Origin of the sequence: Streptomyces panacea (genome assembly GCF_040560175.1) — a bacterium.
Classification (GTDB): domain Bacteria; phylum Actinomycetota; class Actinomycetes; order Streptomycetales; family Streptomycetaceae; genus Streptomyces; species Streptomyces panacea.
Map to the genome: position 1 here is coordinate 1 of NZ_JARJHW010000005.1, position 17,255 is coordinate 17,255.

A 17,255-nucleotide genomic window follows, 5' to 3' on the forward strand; every position below is an offset into this window, starting at 1 on the left:
AGCAGCCCCGGCCCGGTGTGCGCCCCGATCACCGCGCCCACCTCGCTCACATGCATCTCGGCAAGGCCCGGCACCCGCTCCCGCAGCCGGTCGGCAAGCGCGGCGGCCCGTTCCGGCGCCGCGAGATGGTGCACGGCGATATCGACCTGACCGGTACCCGCCCGCTCGGCGACGATCTCCTCCAGGCGCGCGATGGCCTTCGAAGCCGTACGCACCTTCTCCAGCAACTCGATCCGCCCGCCGTCCAGTTGGAGCAACGGCTTCACGGCGAGCGCCGAGCCGAGAAGTGCCTGCGCGGTGCCGATACGGCCGCCGCGCCGCAGGTAGTCAAGCGTGTCGACGTAGAAGTACGCGTATGTCCCGGCGGCCCGCTTCTCGGCGGCGGCCACCGCCTCGTCCAGCGACCCGTCCGCCTCCGCGGTCTCGGCCGCCGCCAGCGCGCAGAAGCCGAGGGCCATCGCGACCATCCCGGTGTCCACCACCCGTACCGGCACGGGTGCGTCGCGCGCGGCGAGGACCGCGGCGTCGTACGTCCCGGAGAACTCCGCCGACAGATGCAGGGAGACGATGCCCGTCGCCCCGGCCCCGGCCGCTGCCCGGTAGGCGGCGGCGAAGACTTCGGGGCTCGGCCGCGAGGTGGTCACGGAGCGCCGCTTCTGCAGCGCGAGCGCGAGCGACCTGGCCGAGATCTCGGTGCCCTCTTCGAGGGCCCGGTCGCCGAGAACCACGGTCAGCGGGACCGCGGTGATGCCATGGCGTTCCATCGCCTGGGGCGGCAGGTAGGCCGTTGAATCGGTGACGATCGCGACATGGCGGGACATGAGCGGGAGGTTACCCGCCGCGACCGCCGGTCGGGAGCCCGGCCCCGCCACGCCCGTCGAATTCGAAGAGGTCCCCATCGGCTTCCGCCCTCTTCCTTGCTTCGCCGTACCCGCTCTCGACGGGTGCGCATCCCTGACGACCCGCCACCGCGCCATGCGTGTGCCCGGTCCGACCGCCCGTAACCCGATCAGTCGCGAGCCTGCGGCGGGCGGACCGGGACGTCAGTTCGTCGTCTCCGGCCGCGCCGACTTCTCCCGCCAGGGATAGGTCGTCCGCCGGGGGTCGGGCGGCTCGATCGCCTGCGGTCCTTCGCCCGCCGGCGGCGGATCGGGCCATGTCTGGTCGGCGAGCGTGGGCTCCACGCCCTCCGGACGCGCCGCGCGCCCGCCACGTCGCCCCGTCGCCTCCGGCTCGCTCGCGGGCTCCGGCTCCGGCCACTCCATGGGCTCGGACCTGGGCCGGTCCTGCGGCTGCGAGGCCCCCTGCCGGTGCGGGTCCGCGTGCGCATCCGCGTGCGGGTCCACCGCCGACCAGTGCCGCAGCGCCCCCGACTCGACGTCGATCTGCTCGCCCAGGAGCGTCAGCTCGTCCTCGGAGAACTTCCGCGCCCGGTCCCTGGCCGCCCACCGCAGCGAGTCGGCCGACTTCGTGATCCGTTCCGTACGCTCGCGCAGCTCGCCGAGCCGCTGCGCGATCGTCGCCCGGTCCGGGTCCCGCTCCAGCCGCCTCAACTCGTCGTCCAGCTCACGCCCGTGCACACTCAGCCGTTGGAAGAGGTTCAGCGCCTCCGCCAGCGAGGCGTCCTCCGCCTCGTTCGCCCGGAGCGCCTCCTGGGTGGCCCGCATCGACGTACGCAGTGTCAGCCGGAGCTGCGCCAGCTCGGCCGGCACCCCGGTCTGCCCGAGGCTCTTGGCCCTCAGGGTCGTGTCCTCGACCGTCCGGCGGGCCTGCGTGATCGTACGGTCCACGCCCCGCTTGGCAGCACGGACCGCCTTGACGCTCACGAATACGCCCAAGGCCACGAATGCGACAAAGAGCAGCGCCACGATCAAAAGCACGGCCTCCATGTGGATGCCTCTCCGGTTTCGACGTCGGTCCTTCCACGGTAAACGGAACGGGCAGCCTGAGGGTTCCGTCCGGCCCCCCAAACTGCCCGTAAGGGAAAGCCCTGTACTCGCGGGCCCCCCACGCATACCCCGCTGGGGCTACGCCGTCACGATATTGACCAGCTTCGGCGCCCGCACGATCACCTTGCGGATGTCCGCGCCGCCCAGCGCCGCGACCACCGCGGCGTCGCCCAGCGCCAGCGCTTCCAGCTCCTCGTCCGAGATCGACGGGGAGACGTCCAGCCGCGCCTTGACCTTGCCCTTGACCTGTACGACGCAGGTGACCGTCTCGTCGATCACATACGCCGGGTCGGCGGCCGGGAAGTCCTCGTGCGCCACCGAGCCGGTGTGCCCCAGCTTGCGCCACAGCTCCTCGGCGACGTGCGGCGCCAGCGGCGCCACCAGCAGCACCAGCCGCTCCGCGACCGAGCGGGCGACGGGCCCGCCCACCTTCGTCAGATGGTTGTTCAGCTCGGTGATCTTGGCGATGGCGGTGTTGAAGCGCAGCGAGGCCATGTCCTGGCCGACCCCGTCGATCGCCTTGTGCAGCGCGCGCAGCGTCGTCACGTCGATGTCGGCGTCCGGGAGGTCGACGACCGTGATCTCACCGGTCGCCTCGTCCACGACGTTGCGCCACAGCCGCTGCAGCAGCCGGTACTGGCCCACCACCGCGCGGGTGTCCCACGGCCGCGAGACGTCCAGCGGGCCCATCGCCATCTCGTACAGCCGCAGGGTGTCGGCGCCGTACTCCGCGAAGATCTCGTCCGGAGTGACCGCGTTCTTCAGGGACTTGCCCATCTTGCCCAGCAGCTTGCTGACCTTCTCGCCCCGGAACCAGTGGGCGCCGTCCCGCTCCTCGACCTCGCCCGCCTCGACCGCGATGCCGCGGCTGTCCCGGTAGACGAACGCCTGGATCATGCCCTGGTTGTACAGCTTGTGGAACGGCTCCACCGACGAGACATGACCCAGGTCGAACAGCACCTTGGACCAGAAGCGCGCGTACAGCAGGTGCAGTACGGCGTGCTCGGCGCCGCCCACGTACAGGTCGACACCGCCGTGCGGCATGCCCTCGCGCGGGCCCATCCAGTACTGCTCGACGGCCGGGTCGACCAGCTTCTCGGCGTTGCGCGGGTCCAGGTAGCGCAGCTCGTACCAGCACGAACCGGCCCAGTTCGGCATGGTGTTGGTCTCGCGGCGGTAGCTCCGTACGCCCTTGCCGTCGCCCAGGTCCAGCTCGACGGCGACCCAGTCCTCGTTCCGCGACAGCGGCGTCTCGGGCCGGGTGTCCGCGTCGTCCGGGTCGAAGGTGCGCGGCGAGTAGTCGTCCACCTCGGGCAGTTCCAGCGGCAGCATCGACTCGGGCAGCGCGTGCGCGATGCCGTCCTCGTCGTAGACGACGGGGAAGGGCTCGCCCCAGTAGCGCTGCCGGCTGAACAGCCAGTCACGCAGCCGGAAGTTGACGGTTCCCTCGCCGATGCCCTCGGCGGCCAGCCACTCGGTGATCTTCGCCTTGGCATCGACCACGCCCAGTCCGTCCAGTGTGACGGCGGGGGCCGAGGAGTTGACGATCTTCGAGTCGTACGCGACGAACGCGTCGTCCCACTCCGAGGGCTCGGTGCCCCGGCCGTCCTTCGGCTCCACGACACAGCGCATCGACAGTTCGAAAGCGCGTGCAAACGCAAAGTCACGGCTGTCGTGGGCCGGAACGGCCATGATCGCGCCGGTGCCGTACCCCATCAGGACGTAGTCCGCGATGAAGACCGGGATCCGCTCGCCGTTGGCCGGATTCGTCGCATACGCCCCGGTGAAGACGCCCGTCTTGTCCTTGGCCTCGGCCTGCCTCTCGACGTCGGACTTCGAGGCGGCCTGCTTGCGGTACGCGTCGACGGCCTCGGCGGGCGTCGCGTGGCCGCCCGTCCACACGTCGTGCGTGCCCTCGGGCCACGCGGCCGGGACGATCTTCTCGACCAGCTCGTGCTCCGGCGCCAGGACCATGTACGTGGCGCCGAACAGGGTGTCCTGACGGGTCGTGAAGACGGTGATGGCACCGGCGTCGCCGACAGGGAAGTCGACGCGCGCGCCCTCGCTGCGCCCGATCCAGTTGCGCTGCTGCTGCTTGATGGCGTCGGGCCAGTCCAGCGCGTCCAAGTCGTCCAGCAGCCGGTCGGCGTAGGCGGTGATGCGCATGTTCCACTGGCGCAGCTTGGACTTGAAGACCGGGAAGTTGCCGCGCTCGGAGCGTCCGTCGGCGGTGACTTCTTCGTTGGCCAGGACGGTGCCCAGGCCGGGACACCAGTTGACGGGGGCGTCGGAGGCGTACGCCAGCCGGTACCCGCCCAGAATGTCCGCCCGCTCGTTCTCGGTCAGTTCACCCCAGCTCCGGCCGTCCGGCGTCGCGCGCTCGCCGCTCTCGAACCGCGCCACCAGCTCGGTGATCGGGCGGGCCCGGTCGGCGTCCGGGTCGTACCAGGAGTTGAAGATCTGTACGAAGATCCACTGGGTCCAGCGGTAGAACTCGGGGTCGATCGTGGCGATCGAGCGCCGCTTGTCGTGCCCCAGGCCCAGTCGGCGCAGCTGCCGCGTCATGTTCTCCATGGCGGCCTCGGTCGACACCCGGGGGTGGGTGCCGCTGCTGATCGCGTACTGCTCGGCGGGCAGGCCGAAGGCGTCGAAGCCCAGCGTGTGCAGCACGTTGTACCCGCTCATGCGCTGATGGCGGGCGTAGACGTCCGTGGCGATGTAGCCGAGTGGGTGTCCGACGTGCAGTCCGGTACCGGAGGGGTACGGGAACATGTCCATGACGTACTTCTTGGGGCGCGCGACGACGGCCGGGTCCCCGGCCAGGTCGCCCGCCGGGTTCGGCGCCTCGTAGGTGCCCTCGGCGTCCCAGAAGTCCTGCCAGCGTGCCTCGATGTCGGCGGCCATGGCAGCCGTGTAGCGGTGCGGCGCGGTCGTCGCGGTCGTCTCCGCGCCGGCGGCGGCCGGATTCGTCTCGCTCATGTCCTCTGAAGCTCCATCGATCGTCTCTGCCGCGGGAATGAAAAAACCCCTCACACAGGAGGGGGCAGCCACGCTGATTCCGGCCGGATCTGTCATCCGTCGGTACTGATCAGCGCGGCTCGCTAAGCAGAAGGCGTACGGCACGCATGCGAGCAGGGTACCGCAGCGGGCGGAGGGCTCGCACGGCGGATTCGGGCGCGGGGACGGGCCCGTGGGGGACGCGGTCGGGCGCGGCACGAGCCGAAACGGGGACGGAGCCGGGACGGGGCCGAGCCGAAGCCGGGACGTTCGAGACCCATACAAGATCGTTCGAGTCGGGAACAGGCCATCGGCGATATGTGATTCATCGAACCTTCGGCGCCCGGATTACTCCGCGTATCGACCCTATCCGGGGCAACCCCAGGGTCAGTTGACGCCCAATCCCCTCGGTAAACCTGCAAACGGCGTACTGCCCGGTTTGGAGCGACTTAGCATGCGGCAGCAACGGGACCGCTTTGCCGAGCCATTCGGAGTTGCCCCTATGACGCTTCAAAGCAAGATCCGTTCAGCCCTTCCCTCGACCCGCGGCATGAGCCCCTCGGTCCGGGGCGGGCTGTCGGTCGCCGCGCTCGTTCTCGTCCCTCTCCTCGCCGTGGCGGGGAGTGACGGGTTCCGCGCCATGCTCGACTTCACCACCGGCGTTCTGTCGCTGGTGTCCCTGACGGCGGCCGTCGCCTGGGGCCTGATGGCCACGGACCGGCTGCTGCTCTCCCCGCGCCACCGGCTGCTCGCCCAGGGCATCCACCGGTTCACGGCGATGGCCTCCCTCGGCTTCCTGCTGCTGCACGCCACGGTGAAGGTCTCGCTCGGACATGTGGCGCTGATCGGCGCGGTGCTCCCCTTCGGCCTCGGGATCACCGGCACCAACGGCCTCATCGGCCTCGGCTCGCTCGCCGGCTTCCTGATGGTGATCGCCGCCGCGACGGGCGCGCTGCGCAGCGCCTTCGCCCTCCCCGGCAAGATCGCCGGCCGCTGGCGCGCGCTGCACATGCTGGCCTATCCGGCCTGGTGCTTCGCCCTGATGCACGGGCTGTACGCGGGGCGTGCCGCCGCGACCTGGGTGATGACCATGTACTGCCTGGCGCTCGTCGCCGTCATCGGCGCCGTCTCCGTACGAATGCTGCCGCAGCCGGTCCGGCGCCGTGTCGCCGACAAGATCCTCAAGCTGACCGGTGGCGTACGCGAGACTCCCGAGCCGGAGCAGTCCGGTCTCCGCGATTCGGGCCGCCGCGAGTCCGGCCGCCGCGATCTGACGCGCGATCCGCTGCCCGGCGCGGTGAATGTGCCGGAGGTGGAGTTCGAGCAGCGGTTCCCGCGCCAGCGGTCCGCGTCCGCGCCGGCTTCCGCCGGGGCGTCGGCGGCGCCGCTGGGCGCGAGCCGTGTCCCGCCGCGGATCGCCCCGCCGTCGCCGCCTCTTTACGAGGCGGGGCGCCCGACGGGTGCGGACCCGTTCGCGGACACCTTCGTCCCCGGCTCCTACGCGCCGCCGTCGGCCGCGCCGTACGCCGCCGCCCCGCCCACACCGCCCGCGGTTCCCTACCCGGACCCGCTCGCGGACACGTACGTCGATCCGGGTACGCGGACCGGCGCGGGAGCCGGAGGCGGTACGGGGCGTGGCGGCCCCGGCCCGAGTACGGGTACGGGCCTGTCGGCCGGCTACCGCGCCGTCTCTTTCGGTACCGATCCCTCCGCCCCGGCACCGGCGCCCTCGCCCTTCGGCGGCCCGTCCGACCCGCTGACGTCGGCCGAGATCCCCTACGCCGAACGCATCCCCATGACCGAGGAGATACCGGTCATCAGCGAGCCGTCGGCGGCCGGGGCCGGTATGTGGCCGACGCCGTCGCCCCCGCCCCCCGCGCAGGCCCGGCTCAACGAGCCCGCCGCCGCGCCGCCGGTGGCCGACCCGTACCAGCAGCCGTCTCCGTACCAGCAGACGTTCCAGACGTACGAGCAGCAGGAGACGTACCAGCAGGCTGAGACAAACCGGCCGTCCGACACGTACCTACAGTCGGCCCCCTACCCGCGGCCCGATGCCACCCCGGGGCCCGACCTCTACCAACAAGCCGACCTGTACCGGCAGTCGGACGACACGTTCCAGCAGCCTCCCGCCAACGGCGGCGGAACCCCGAGTGCCGGTGAACCCTGGTACCCACCCGCAGGAGACCGACAGTGAACGCCCCTCTCCCCGATGTCCCCGAAGTCCGTGTCGTCGGCCTTCCCCAGCTGACACAGGGATTCGACCTCGTCGAGCGACTCGACCTCTCCATGCACCTCAAGGTGCACGGGCCGCTGGAGCCGCTGACCGGGGAACTGCTCGCGCAGCTCGCCGAGAACATCACCCTGCGCGGACGCGGTGGCGCCGGATTCCCCTTCGGCAAGAAGCTGCGCGCCGTCGCCAAGGCATCGATCCGGCGCGGGGTGCGCCCCGTCGTCGTCATCAACGGCAGCGAGGGCGAGCCGGCCTGCCGCAAGGACACGGTGCTGCTCAACCGGGCGCCCCATCTCATCCTGGACGGCGCCCTGTTGGCGGCCGAGGCACTCGGCGCCCGCACCCTGGTCGTCGCCGTCACCCGCAACTCCACCGAGATATCCATGCGGGCCGCACTCGCCGAGCGCGGCCTGTCCGACCGGCGCGGGCAGCAACTGAGGGCGCGGGTCGTCCGTACACCCGAGCGCATGGTCTCCGGCGAGGCCTCGTCCGTCATCCGGGCGGCGAACGGCGGGCCCGCCCTGCCGCCCGGCCGCCGCGAGCGGGCCGCCGAGTCGGGCGTCGGGGGCGCCCCGACGCTGCTGTCCAACGCCGAGACGTACGCGCAACTGGCCATCGGCGCCCGGATCGGCGCACGCCGCTACGGGCACACCGGGCTCGACGCGGAGCCGGGAACCGTCATGCTCACCGTCTCCGGCGGTGTCGCGCGCCCGATGGTCGTGGAGGTGCCGACGGGAGTCCCGCTGCGGTACGTGCTCCAGCTCGCCGGGGCGCCGCCGCTCCCCCAGGGCGTGCTGACCGGCGGCTACCACGGCAACTGGATCGACTCCGTGGCCGCGCACGACGCCGTCGTCTCCCGTGAGTCCCTGGCGGCGGTGGGCGGGTCGCTGGGCGCGGGCGCGATCCTGCCGATCGGCCCGGAGACCTGCCCGCTGGGTGAGGCGCTTCGGGTGGCCAACTGGCTGGCCGCCGAGACGGCCGGTCAGTGCGGGCCCTGCAAGCTCGGCCTGCCGGCCGCCGCGGGTGGCCTGAGCGACGTGCTGAACGGGGGCGGCCCCGCGGCCCTGGAGGCGCTGCGCGAGGTCACCCAGGCGGTACGGGGGCGGGGCGCGTGCAAGCATCCCGACGGGTCCGCGCGGTTCTTCATGTCCACCCTCTCCGCCTTCACCGACGACCTCGCCGCGCATGTGCTGGACGGCGGCTGCGGGCGTGACACCACCGGCGTGCTGCCGCTGCCCGGGCCCGGCTACCAGACCGCGGAGGAGTCCATCCCGAGCGGCGAGAAGCTGGCCGTGGACTGGACGCTCTGCCAGGGGCACGGGCTCTGCGCGGACATCGTGCCCGAGCTGATCCGGCTCGGCCCCGACGGCTACCCCGCGCTCGCCGACGCCTCCGTACCGATGCATCTGCGGGGCCGTGCCCAGCGTGCCGTACGGCGCTGCCCGGCGCTCGCGCTCCGTATCGAGCTGCCCGCGCCGCAGCGGCCCGCGCGGCAGGGAGGTCCGGCGGCCCTGCCGCCGGGCGGTGGCAGGAAGGCTCTGGGCAGCGGGCGCTGACGCGTCCTACTGAGGAGGCCGGCCCGCTCCGAGAGACCGGCCTCCTTCACGAGGCCGACCGTCAGTGCGGCCGGTAGGCGGAGACGAGGAAGGAGACGGTCACCGGGAGCGGCGTGTCCAGCGACGCGACGCTCCGGTGCACCTCTTCGGGACTGAGGTGGTGGGCGCTCGGCCCCATCAGGATCAGATCGCGCACCTGCTGCCCGGTCATGGCGACCTCCCGCTCCACGACCTCCGTACGCTCCTGCCGGAAGTGACCGGACAGTGTGCGGTGCAGCCGGTCCTCCTTGGCCGCGTCGACCGACAACATGCCGAGGCTCGCGGGGAGTTCCGCGAGGTGGCGCGCCGTGGGGACGACCACGACGAGGGCCCCGTCCGGCCGCAGGACGCGGCGGAACTCCGGGCCGTTGCGGGGCGCGAAGACATTGATCACCACGTCGGCGGCGGCGCTCACGACGGGCAGCGGCTTCCAGACGTCCCAGGTCGCGGCGCCCGCCCGCGGATGGGCCCCGGCCGCCCGGCGCAGCGCGAACTTCGAGACGTCGAGGCCGAGTCCCACGGCGTCGGGCAGGGCGTCGAGCACGGCGGCGAGGTAGTACCCGGTGCCCGCCCCGGCGTCCACGACGGTGCCGCCCGGCGGGCACAGCTCCGCGACGGTCCCGGCCAGCGCGCGGGCGAGCGGCTCGTAGTGGCCGGCCGCCAGGAACAGCGTCCGGGCCGTCACCATGTCCGCGCTGTCGGCGTTCGCCGCGTTCGTACTGCCGGTCAGCAGGCTGAGGTAGCCCTGGCGGGCGACGTCGAACGAGTGACCCTCGGCGCAGCCCAGGGAGTTGACGCCCCGGAGGGTCGTGAAGGGTGCCGGAGGGCTGTGCGGGGGCGCGAGCGGTCCGCCGCACAGGGGGCACCTCAGCACGTCGAGCAGCCGGTGCCAAAGGCCGGGCGCGGTGGGCGAGTTGGACACGGCGTTCCTCCGCGACGGGCTGTCAACAAGAAGAACCCGCCCGGACAGGGTGTCCGGACGGGAACTTCTGAGATGTGGAGCTAAGGAGAATTGAACTCCTGACCTCCTGCATGCCATGCAGGCGCTCTACCAACTGAGCTATAGCCCCTTGTGATGTACCGCACTTCGGGTATCCCCTCTGCGGCGGTGCCAACATTACACGGTCCCTCGGGCCCTCCGCCAAATCGTTTCCGATTTGCACCGATAGGACTGCTACTGTCACCCTTCGTGACCGTACTCACTCCCGTACTCGCGCGGGTCACCGCCGGTCGGCGTTCCGTCCTCGTCGGCGCCGCTCTCTGCCTGTTGTCCTTCGCGGCGTTCTGGATCGCGCAGCGCGCCGCCGCGGTCTCGATGATCGACGTGATGGTCTACCGGGCCGAGGGCCGTACGGTACTCGACGGGCACGACCTCTACGCGATGCGCGCGACCCGGGCGGGTCTCCCGACGACCTACCCGCCGTTCGCGGCGCTGCTGTTCACCCCCCTGACCCTGCTGGGTGTCCCGGAGATGCGCACCCTCGCCACGGTCGGCAATCTCCTGCTCCTCCTCGCGTTCGTCCACCTCTCACTGAGGTTGACGTTCCGGAAGGCGGTGCCGCCCGGCGCCGCACTGTGGGTGGCGGCGGCGGCCGTCTGGTGCGAGCCGGTGTGGACGACCTTCCGCTACGGACAGATCAATCTGCTGATCGGCGTCGCTGTCCTGTGGGACCTCACGCGGCGTGAGGGCCACCGCTGGGCGGGCGTCGGGATCGGTCTCGCCGCGGCGGTCAAGCTGACCCCCGCGCTCTTCGCCGTCATGCTGCTGATCACCGGACTGCTGCGGTTCCGCGAGGCCGGCTGGAACCCGTGGCTGCGCAGGACCGCGACGGCGGCGGGCGCGTTCCTCGCCGTCACCGTCGCGTCCGCCGTCGTCCTGCCGTACGACTCCCACCGCTTCTGGACCGACATCGTCTTGCGGGCGGACCGGGTGGGGCGCGTCGAGGGCGCCGCGAACCAGTCGCTGCGCGGAGTGCTCGCGCGGGTGCTGCACACCACCGAACCGTCGCTCTGGTGGCTCCCGGTGGCCACCGTGGTCGCGGCGGCCGGGCTTGCCGTGGCGGTGACCGCGGCCCTGCGCGGGCGGACGGCCGAGGCAACCGTCGCCTGCGCGGCCACCGCACTGCTGATCAGTCCGATCTCCTGGTCCCACCACTGGGTGTGGGGCGTGCCGATGGTGCTGCTCCTGGTGGCGCACGGGAGGACGGAATGGGCGGCGGTGGTGGGGATGGGCTTCTTGTCGTACGCGCTGTGGCGGGTGCCGCACGGCGCTGCCGAACGACTTGAACTCGCCCAGAACCCACCGCAGATGGCGCTCACGGCGATCTATCCGACGATGGCGCTGGGGCTGCTGGCGTATCTGTCCGTCACCGGCCGGGAGGAGCGGACGCCCGCGGGGGCACCCGGTGGTGAAGGAGCAGGCGGTGACCGAGGAGCCGAGGGGGACTACGCGGTGGCGAAGGAGTAGAAGCGCTTGAGCGTGCAGTGCTCGTCGAGAAGCCGGCCGTAGATCGGCTCGCCCTCCAACTCCCGGTACGTCTCGATGGGGTCGCCTTTTATGATGAGCGCGCGGGCGCACTCCTCGCACCAGTACTGGAACGCGGCGTTGAGCGGGTCCATGTCCCGGACGATGGGCGTACCACTGCCGCACCAGTCGCATTTTCTCCTGTGCGCACCCATCACTCAGCTCCAGCTGTGGCCGCAGGCCGTGCACACGTAGGAAACTCCGCCGTTGTCGCCGAGTACTTGGGCCACATGGAACGAACCGCACGAGGGGCAGCTCGGGCCACTGGCCGAATCCGCCGTCGCGAGCAGGGCACCGACCTCGTCGATGCTGCTGGCGGGCATCGTGCTCTCTCCTCCCCATCCGTGCCGTCGTCCCCCTCCGGCCGTCCGATTCTGTCACGGCTTCGCAAGGAGGACAGCATGATCAGGCCGGGCCGTAGCCTCCAGCGAGACCCTCACCTCTGTCCCGGACGGGCCACCGCGCCGAGAACCGCGGCACCGGCCGGCGCGAGTCAGCACACCCACAGGGCCTCGCCCGAAGCGGCGCTGTCGATCGACGGGCTGCCGGGCTGCCGGGCTGCCGGGCTGCCGGATCGTGGTCTGCACGCCGGACGACGAGGAGAGCCGGCGAAGGACGGCGGTCCCGCGCGGGATGCGGTGACGCCCGAAACGCCCGAACGCAGAAATCCCGCCCTCGTGACGAGGACGGGATCCAAGGTGTGGAGCTAAGGAGAATTGAACTCCTGACCTCCTGCATGCCATGCAGGCGCTCTACCAACTGAGCTATAGCCCCTCATGTTCTTCGCGCTCCGCGCTGCGAACAAGAAGAACTTTAGCCTGCGATCAGCCGGAAAGTGAAATCACGTCCGGCGAGCTCCGACGGCCCTCATGACGGCTCCGGCCACCCCTGCGGCGGCCGGCCGTTCAGTCGTCGTCGCCGAGCACCGGCTCGGGGAGCGTCCCCGCGTTGTGCTCCTGAAGACGCCAGCCCCGCGCGCCCTCGCCCAGGACGGACCAGCAGCAGTTGGAGAGCCCGCCGAGACTTTCCCAGTGGTGCGCCTCAAGACCGAGCAGCCGGCCGATCGTGGTGCGGATCGTGCCGCCGTGGCTGACCACGACGAGCGTGCCGTTGTCGGGGAGCTTGTCCGCGTGGTGGAGCACGACGGGCGCGGCCCGGTCGGCGACCTCGGTCTCCAGCTCGCCGCCCCCGCGCCGTACGGGCTCGCCGCGCTTCCACGCCTGGTACTGCTCGCCGAACCGCTCCACGATCTCCTCGTGGGTCAGTCCCTGCCAGGCGCCCGCGTACGTCTCACGGAGCGCGGAGTCGTAGTGGACGGGGAGCCCGGTCAGCGAGGCCAGCTCGCCGGCCGTGGCCACGACGCGCTTGAGGTCGGAGGCGACGAGCGCGTCCGGCCGCAGCGACGCGAGCAGCCGGGCGGCGCGACGCGCCTGCGTCACGCCGTCCGGCGTCAGCTCGATGTCCGTCGTGCCCTGGAAGCGGCGCTCCAGATTCCAGGCCGTCTGCCCGTGCCTCCACAGAATGATCCGGCGGCCCCTGCCGCCTTTGCTGCCGTTCAGCGCAGCTCACCTTCCACGGAGCCGTTCACCTCGGCGTGCTCGGCGCCCTTGCCACGGGTCTTGACGGCGTCGTCCGGCAGCGGCAGCTCCGGGCAGTCCTTCCACAGGCGTTCGAGCGCGTAGAAGACCCGCTCCTCGCTGTGCTGGACGTGGACCACGATGTCGACGTAGTCGAGCAGGATCCAGCGGGCGTCGCGGTCGCCCTCACGGCGCACCGGCTTGGCGCCGAGCTCCTTGGAAAGACGCTCCTCGATCTCGTCCACGATCGACTTGACCTGACGGTCGTTGGGCGCGGAGGCGAGCAGGAAGGCGTCGGTGATCGACAGCACATCGCTGACGTCGTACGCGATGATGTCGTGCGCGAGCCGGTCTGCTGCCGCCTGAGCGGCGGCGTAGATGAGCTCGGTGGAGCGGTCCGTGGCGGTCACAGGCGATGCTTTCGTCGGCGGTCGGGAGACCCCCAGGGTCTCACGGACCGCCGACAAGCCGACGCAGCCTTTTGATCAGCCGCTTTCGTAGTCGCCGCCGAGGGTGACCAGGACATCGGCGTTGGGCGGGGCCTTGTCCTTCTTGACCGCGCTCACCGGCAGTCCGAGCGTCTTGGCGACCTCCTCCGCCTGCGCCTTGTTCTTCGCGTCGCCGTAGGTGACCTGCGACGACGCGGCCGGATCGGCCTTGCCGCCGTCGACGAAGGTGTAGCCGCCGTTGATGATCGATACCCGGGCGGCCTCCGTGTCCGCCTTGTCGCCCGTGGCGTTCTTCACACCGACCCGCAGGGCGGCGCCCTCCTCGGGAGCGCTGACGGTGCCGCCGAGGATGTCCTTGACGACGGTGTCGGTCGCCTCCTCACCGAGGCTGCCGTCCTCGGTGACGGGCAGGACGGTCGTCTTGTAGTCGCCGACCTTGGCGTGCGCCGCGAGCTTCGCCAGGGCGGCGCCCAGGTCCTGCTCGGTCATCGGCGGTTCGAGGATCTGCGCCAGGGTCTCGACGGTGATCGTCGCGCCCTTGGGGTCTTCCGAGATCTTCCGCAGCACGCCCTGCATGACCGCGCCGAAGCGCTCCAGCTGCTTCACCTCGGGCTCGTCGGGGCCCAGGTAGGTGGCGTACGCGACGGCCGCCTGCCCGTTCAGGTTCTGCTCCGCGCCCTTGGTGACCAGCGGGTCCTCGCCCTTCTTGGCGGCCGGGACCTCGGCGTCCGTGGTGATGTCGATGTTGCCGACCAGCTCGACGAGGTTCTCCAGATACGGGGTGTCGAGCCGCCAGGTGCCGGAGATCTTGGTGCCGAGCAGGGTGTCGACGGACTCGCGGGTGCCCTGGGAGCCGCTGTCGGCGACGGACTTGGCGAGGGTGCCGGTGGAGCCGGTCTCCCCGTCGGCGACGAGGAGGGCGTTGGGGAGGAGGACGGTGGCGCCCTGCTTGGTCGTGGAGTTGTTGACGAGCAGCGCCGTGGAGGTGCCCTTGTTCTTCGTGTTGTGCAGGCTCACCATGATCACGTCGCGCTTCTGCGGCCCGGTGGCGGTGTTCTGCTTCTCCTCGTCCGACGAGAAGCTGGGCAGCTTGCCCGCGTACCAGAGGTAGCCGACGCCGCCGACGAGGACCAGCGCCATCACGACGACCAGGGCGACGACGCGGCTGCGACCGCGGCGGCGGGCCTCCTCGCGGCGCTCGGAGCGGCTTTCGGTGAACTTGAGCCAGTCGATGACGTCTTCGGAGTCGGCGTCCGGCTCCTCGATGAAGGAGAACTGATCCGGCTTGTCGTCGCCGTCGGGCGCGGACCGCCGCTGCCCCGGTACGGCGGGCTCGGGGGCCGGGGCTGGCGGGGGCACGGGCGCGGCCTCTTCGACCGGTGCCGACTGCTGCTGCTGCGGAATGTTCCACTGCGAGGTGTCGACGGCCGCCTGCTGCTGGCCGGTGTCGTAGCCGTAGCCCTGCTGGTGTTGTTGCTGTTGCGGCTGCTGTTGCTGCTGGGCGTACGGGTCGTAGGGGGCCTGCTGCCCGTACGGGTCGTAGCCGTAACCCTGTTGCTGCTGCGCCTGCTGCTGTTGCTGCGCGTACGGGTCGTACTGCTGCGCCTGAGGCTCTTGTTGCTGCTGGTGGTGCTCCTGCTGGTGGTGCTCCTGCTGTTGCTGCTGCTGATACACCGGCTGCCCGTACTCGTCGTAGCCCACGATCTGCGGCTGCCGCGTGTAATACGGGTCGTACGGGTCGTACGGCTGCTGGTCGTTCACCGGTGCCCCTCTCCGTGGCTCATTCGCCGCGGTACAACTGGCGCTTGTCGATGTAGCGCACCACACCGTCCGGCACCAGATACCAGACCGGATCGCCCTGCGCGACCCTTCCCCGGCAGTCGGTCGACGAGATCGCCAGCGCGGGAACCTCCACCAACGAGACGCCGCCCTTGGGCAGTCCGTCGTCCGTCAGATCGTGTCCGGGCCGGGTGACACCGATGAAGTGGGCCAGCGCGAACAGCTCTTCGGCGTCCCGCCAGCTGAGAATCTGGGACAGCGCGTCCGCCCCGGTGATGAAGAAGAGGTCCGCGTCGCCGTTCAGGGAGTGCAGATCCCGCAGCGTATCGGTGGTGTAGGTCTTGCCGCCACGGTCGATGTCGATACGGCTGACCGAGAATTGCGGGTTGGAGGCCGTCGCGATGACCGTCATCAGATAACGGTCCTCCGCCGGCGAGACCGCCGACTGACTCTTCTGCCACGGCTGTCCCGTCGGTACGAACACGACCTCGTCGAGGTTGAACAGCGCGGCCACCTCGCTGGCCGCCACCAGGTGCCCGTGGTGGATCGGGTCGAACGTCCCGCCCATCACGCCGAGACGGCGTTTGCCGCCACCTCCCGCGCCGACCGGCGCTTCCTGCTTTCCCATGCCTGCGGAGCCTACTGGCACGGCGTTACGGCCCCGTCTCAGCGGTCGCGGTTGAAGCGGGTGGTGATCCACAGCGCCAGGAGCAGCGCGAACAGCGCGCCACCGCCGATGAGGTAGGCGTTGAGGCTTTCGTGGTTGCCGCCGTGCTCGCTGCCCTCGGCGGCGACGGTGACCATGTTGGCTGCGGTGCTGTAGAGGCTCATCTTCGGCAGGACCTATTCGATCGGGAGCGGAGACGTCGCGCACATCGTATGCGGGCACGCCGGGCACGCTCACGCCGACTCAGACGTTGTCCTCGACGACGGCGCACAGCGGCCCACTCACAACCGTAGTCGCAGCACATACGGTGGGGGCTGTCAGGGGGACGAGCCGATGACTCGTACGAACAGGGGATTTCCATGACCGAAGACAGCCACGAGGCAGCCAGTCACGAGAATGTGCCGAGCAGGCAGCGCAAGCGCTTCCCCGGTATCTCCTCACGGGCGTACGAACACCCCGCGGACCGCTCGGCCCTGGTGGCGCTGCGTAAGCTGAGCGGTTTCGACACGGTCTTCAAGGCGATGAGCGCCCTGCTGCCGGAGCGCAGCCTGCGGCTGCTGTTCCTCTCCGACTCGGTGCGGGTCAGCGACGTGCAGTTCGCGCATCTGCACACGATGCTGCTGGACGCCTGTTACATCCTGGACCTGGAGAAGGTCCCCACGATGTACGTCGCGCAGAACCCGATGCCCAACGCCATGTGCATCGGTCTGGACGAGCCGATCATCGTGGTCAACACGGGTCTCGTCGAGCTGCTGGACGAGGAGGAGATGCGCGCGGTCGTCGGCCACGAGGTGGGCCACGCGCTGTCCGGTCACTCCGTCTACCGCACGATCCTGCTCTTCCTCACGAATCTCGCGCTGAAGGTCGCCTGGATCCCGCTCGGCAATGTCGCGATCATGGCGATCGTGTCGGCGCTGCGCGAGTGGTTCCGCAAGTCGGAGCTGTCGGCGGACCGGGCGGGGCTGCTGGTCGGCCAGGACCCCCAGGCGTCGATGCGCGGGCTGATGAAGATCGCGGGCGGCAATCATCTGCACGAGATGAACGTCGACGCGTTCCTGGAGCAGGCGGCGGAGTACGAGGCCGGGGGCGATCTGCGCGACTCCGTGCTCAAGATCCTCAACGTCCTGCCGCGTACGCACCCGTTCACGACGGTGCGCGCCGCCGAGCTGAAGAAGTGGGGCGAGAGCCGCGAGTTCCAGCGGATCATGGACGGGCACTACCCGCGTCGTACGGAGGACAAGGACACCTCGGTGAGCGACTCGATCCGTGACTCCGCCTCGCACTACGCGGACACGGTCCGCACCAGCAAGGACCCGCTGATGAAGCTGGTCGGTGACATCGCGGGCGGCGCGGGCGACCTGGGCGGCAAGCTCCGGGACAGGTTCACGGGCGGTTCGTCCGGCAACGGCGGCAACGGAAACGCGAACGCCGAGGGCGACGGCGACAGGCCCGCGGGCGACGGCGGCAAGTAACGGCCGGCCGGACTGG

Annotated in this window: 15 protein-coding genes and 2 tRNA genes; 4 read left to right on the plus strand and 13 right to left on the minus strand. The window is 70.7% G+C overall.

Annotated elements, in window-relative coordinates; all coding sequences use genetic code 11:
* The 3 genes from P3L51_RS02470 to leuS all read right to left on the minus strand — a co-directional run.
* Positions 1-821 (minus strand): DegV family protein (locus tag P3L51_RS02470; protein WP_354603336.1); only part of this gene is annotated, 821 nt, incomplete at its 3' end.
* A gap of 222 nt (positions 822-1,043) precedes the next feature.
* On the minus strand, positions 1,044-1,889 hold the full coding sequence (locus P3L51_RS02475; protein WP_354603337.1) for a hypothetical protein: 846 nt from the start codon (positions 1,887-1,889) through the stop codon (positions 1,044-1,046).
* A gap of 138 nt (positions 1,890-2,027) precedes the next feature.
* Positions 2,028-4,928 carry a leucine--tRNA ligase gene (gene leuS, locus P3L51_RS02480; RefSeq protein ID WP_354603338.1) on the minus strand — a complete coding sequence of 967 codons (2,901 nt, stop codon included), beginning with the start codon at positions 4,926-4,928 and terminating at the stop codon, positions 2,028-2,030.
* A 520-nt stretch (positions 4,929-5,448) separates the two neighbouring features.
* Here leuS and P3L51_RS02485 point away from each other — a divergent pair.
* Together P3L51_RS02485 and P3L51_RS02490 are read left to right on the plus strand one after the other, a co-directional pair.
* Complete coding sequence (locus P3L51_RS02485; protein WP_354603339.1) at positions 5,449-7,140, plus strand: ferric reductase-like transmembrane domain-containing protein; 1,692 nt, start codon at positions 5,449-5,451, stop codon at positions 7,138-7,140.
* On the plus strand, positions 7,137-8,732 hold the full coding sequence (locus P3L51_RS02490; protein WP_354603340.1) for a ferredoxin: 1,596 nt from the start codon (positions 7,137-7,139) through the stop codon (positions 8,730-8,732). The genes P3L51_RS02485 and P3L51_RS02490 overlap by 4 nt, the downstream gene beginning before the upstream one ends.
* A 61-nt stretch (positions 8,733-8,793) precedes the next feature.
* On the opposite strand, the gene P3L51_RS02495 is transcribed toward P3L51_RS02490, so the two are convergent.
* Positions 8,794-9,693 carry a putative RNA methyltransferase gene (locus P3L51_RS02495; RefSeq protein WP_354603341.1) on the minus strand — a complete coding sequence of 300 codons (900 nt, stop codon included), beginning with the start codon at positions 9,691-9,693 and terminating at the stop codon, positions 8,794-8,796.
* 75 nt (positions 9,694-9,768) lie between these two features.
* Positions 9,769-9,841: transfer RNA gene (locus P3L51_RS02500), tRNA-Ala, on the minus strand.
* A gap of 119 nt (positions 9,842-9,960) precedes the next feature.
* Here P3L51_RS02500 and P3L51_RS02505 point away from each other — a divergent pair.
* A complete protein-coding gene (locus P3L51_RS02505) occupies positions 9,961-11,238 on the plus strand; it encodes a glycosyltransferase 87 family protein (protein WP_354603342.1) in 1,278 nt (425 codons plus the stop codon).
* Here the strand turns inward: P3L51_RS02505 and P3L51_RS02510 are convergent.
* The 8 genes from P3L51_RS02510 to P3L51_RS02545 all read right to left on the minus strand — a co-directional run bounded on the left by P3L51_RS02510 (position 11,217) and on the right by P3L51_RS02545 (position 15,931).
* Positions 11,217-11,450 (minus strand): hypothetical protein, encoded by a 234-nt coding sequence (locus P3L51_RS02510; protein WP_354603343.1) that lies wholly within the window; start codon positions 11,448-11,450, stop codon positions 11,217-11,219. The two genes, P3L51_RS02505 and P3L51_RS02510, sit on opposite strands and share 22 nt — an antisense overlap.
* A gap of 3 nt (positions 11,451-11,453) precedes the next feature.
* Positions 11,454-11,618 (minus strand): hypothetical protein, encoded by a 165-nt coding sequence (locus tag P3L51_RS02515; protein WP_354603344.1) that lies wholly within the window; start codon positions 11,616-11,618, stop codon positions 11,454-11,456.
* A gap of 378 nt (positions 11,619-11,996) precedes the next feature.
* Positions 11,997-12,069: transfer RNA gene (locus P3L51_RS02520), tRNA-Ala, on the minus strand.
* 131 nt (positions 12,070-12,200) lie between these two features.
* Positions 12,201-12,854: a histidine phosphatase family protein gene (locus P3L51_RS02525; RefSeq protein WP_354603406.1), complete on the minus strand. Its 654-nt coding sequence runs from the start codon at positions 12,852-12,854 to the stop codon at positions 12,201-12,203.
* Positions 12,851-13,282 (minus strand): ribosome silencing factor, encoded by a 432-nt coding sequence (gene rsfS, locus P3L51_RS02530; protein ID WP_354603345.1) that lies wholly within the window; start codon positions 13,280-13,282, stop codon positions 12,851-12,853. Before rsfS ends, P3L51_RS02525 begins: the two co-directional genes overlap by 4 nt.
* 75 nt (positions 13,283-13,357) lie before the next feature.
* A complete protein-coding gene (locus tag P3L51_RS02535) occupies positions 13,358-15,082 on the minus strand; it encodes an LCP family protein (RefSeq protein WP_354603346.1) in 1,725 nt (574 codons plus the stop codon).
* 19 nt (positions 15,083-15,101) lie between these two features.
* Complete coding sequence (nadD, locus tag P3L51_RS02540; protein ID WP_354603347.1) at positions 15,102-15,728, minus strand: nicotinate-nucleotide adenylyltransferase; 627 nt, start codon at positions 15,726-15,728, stop codon at positions 15,102-15,104.
* A 38-nt stretch (positions 15,729-15,766) separates the two neighbouring features.
* A complete protein-coding gene (locus tag P3L51_RS02545) occupies positions 15,767-15,931 on the minus strand; it encodes a hypothetical protein (RefSeq protein WP_354603348.1) in 165 nt (54 codons plus the stop codon).
* 195 nt (positions 15,932-16,126) lie between these two features.
* Between P3L51_RS02545 and P3L51_RS02550 the strand changes: the two genes are divergently transcribed.
* A complete protein-coding gene (locus tag P3L51_RS02550) occupies positions 16,127-17,239 on the plus strand; it encodes a M48 family metallopeptidase (RefSeq protein WP_354603349.1) in 1,113 nt (370 codons plus the stop codon).
* Positions 17,240-17,255: the final 16 nt, after the last annotated feature.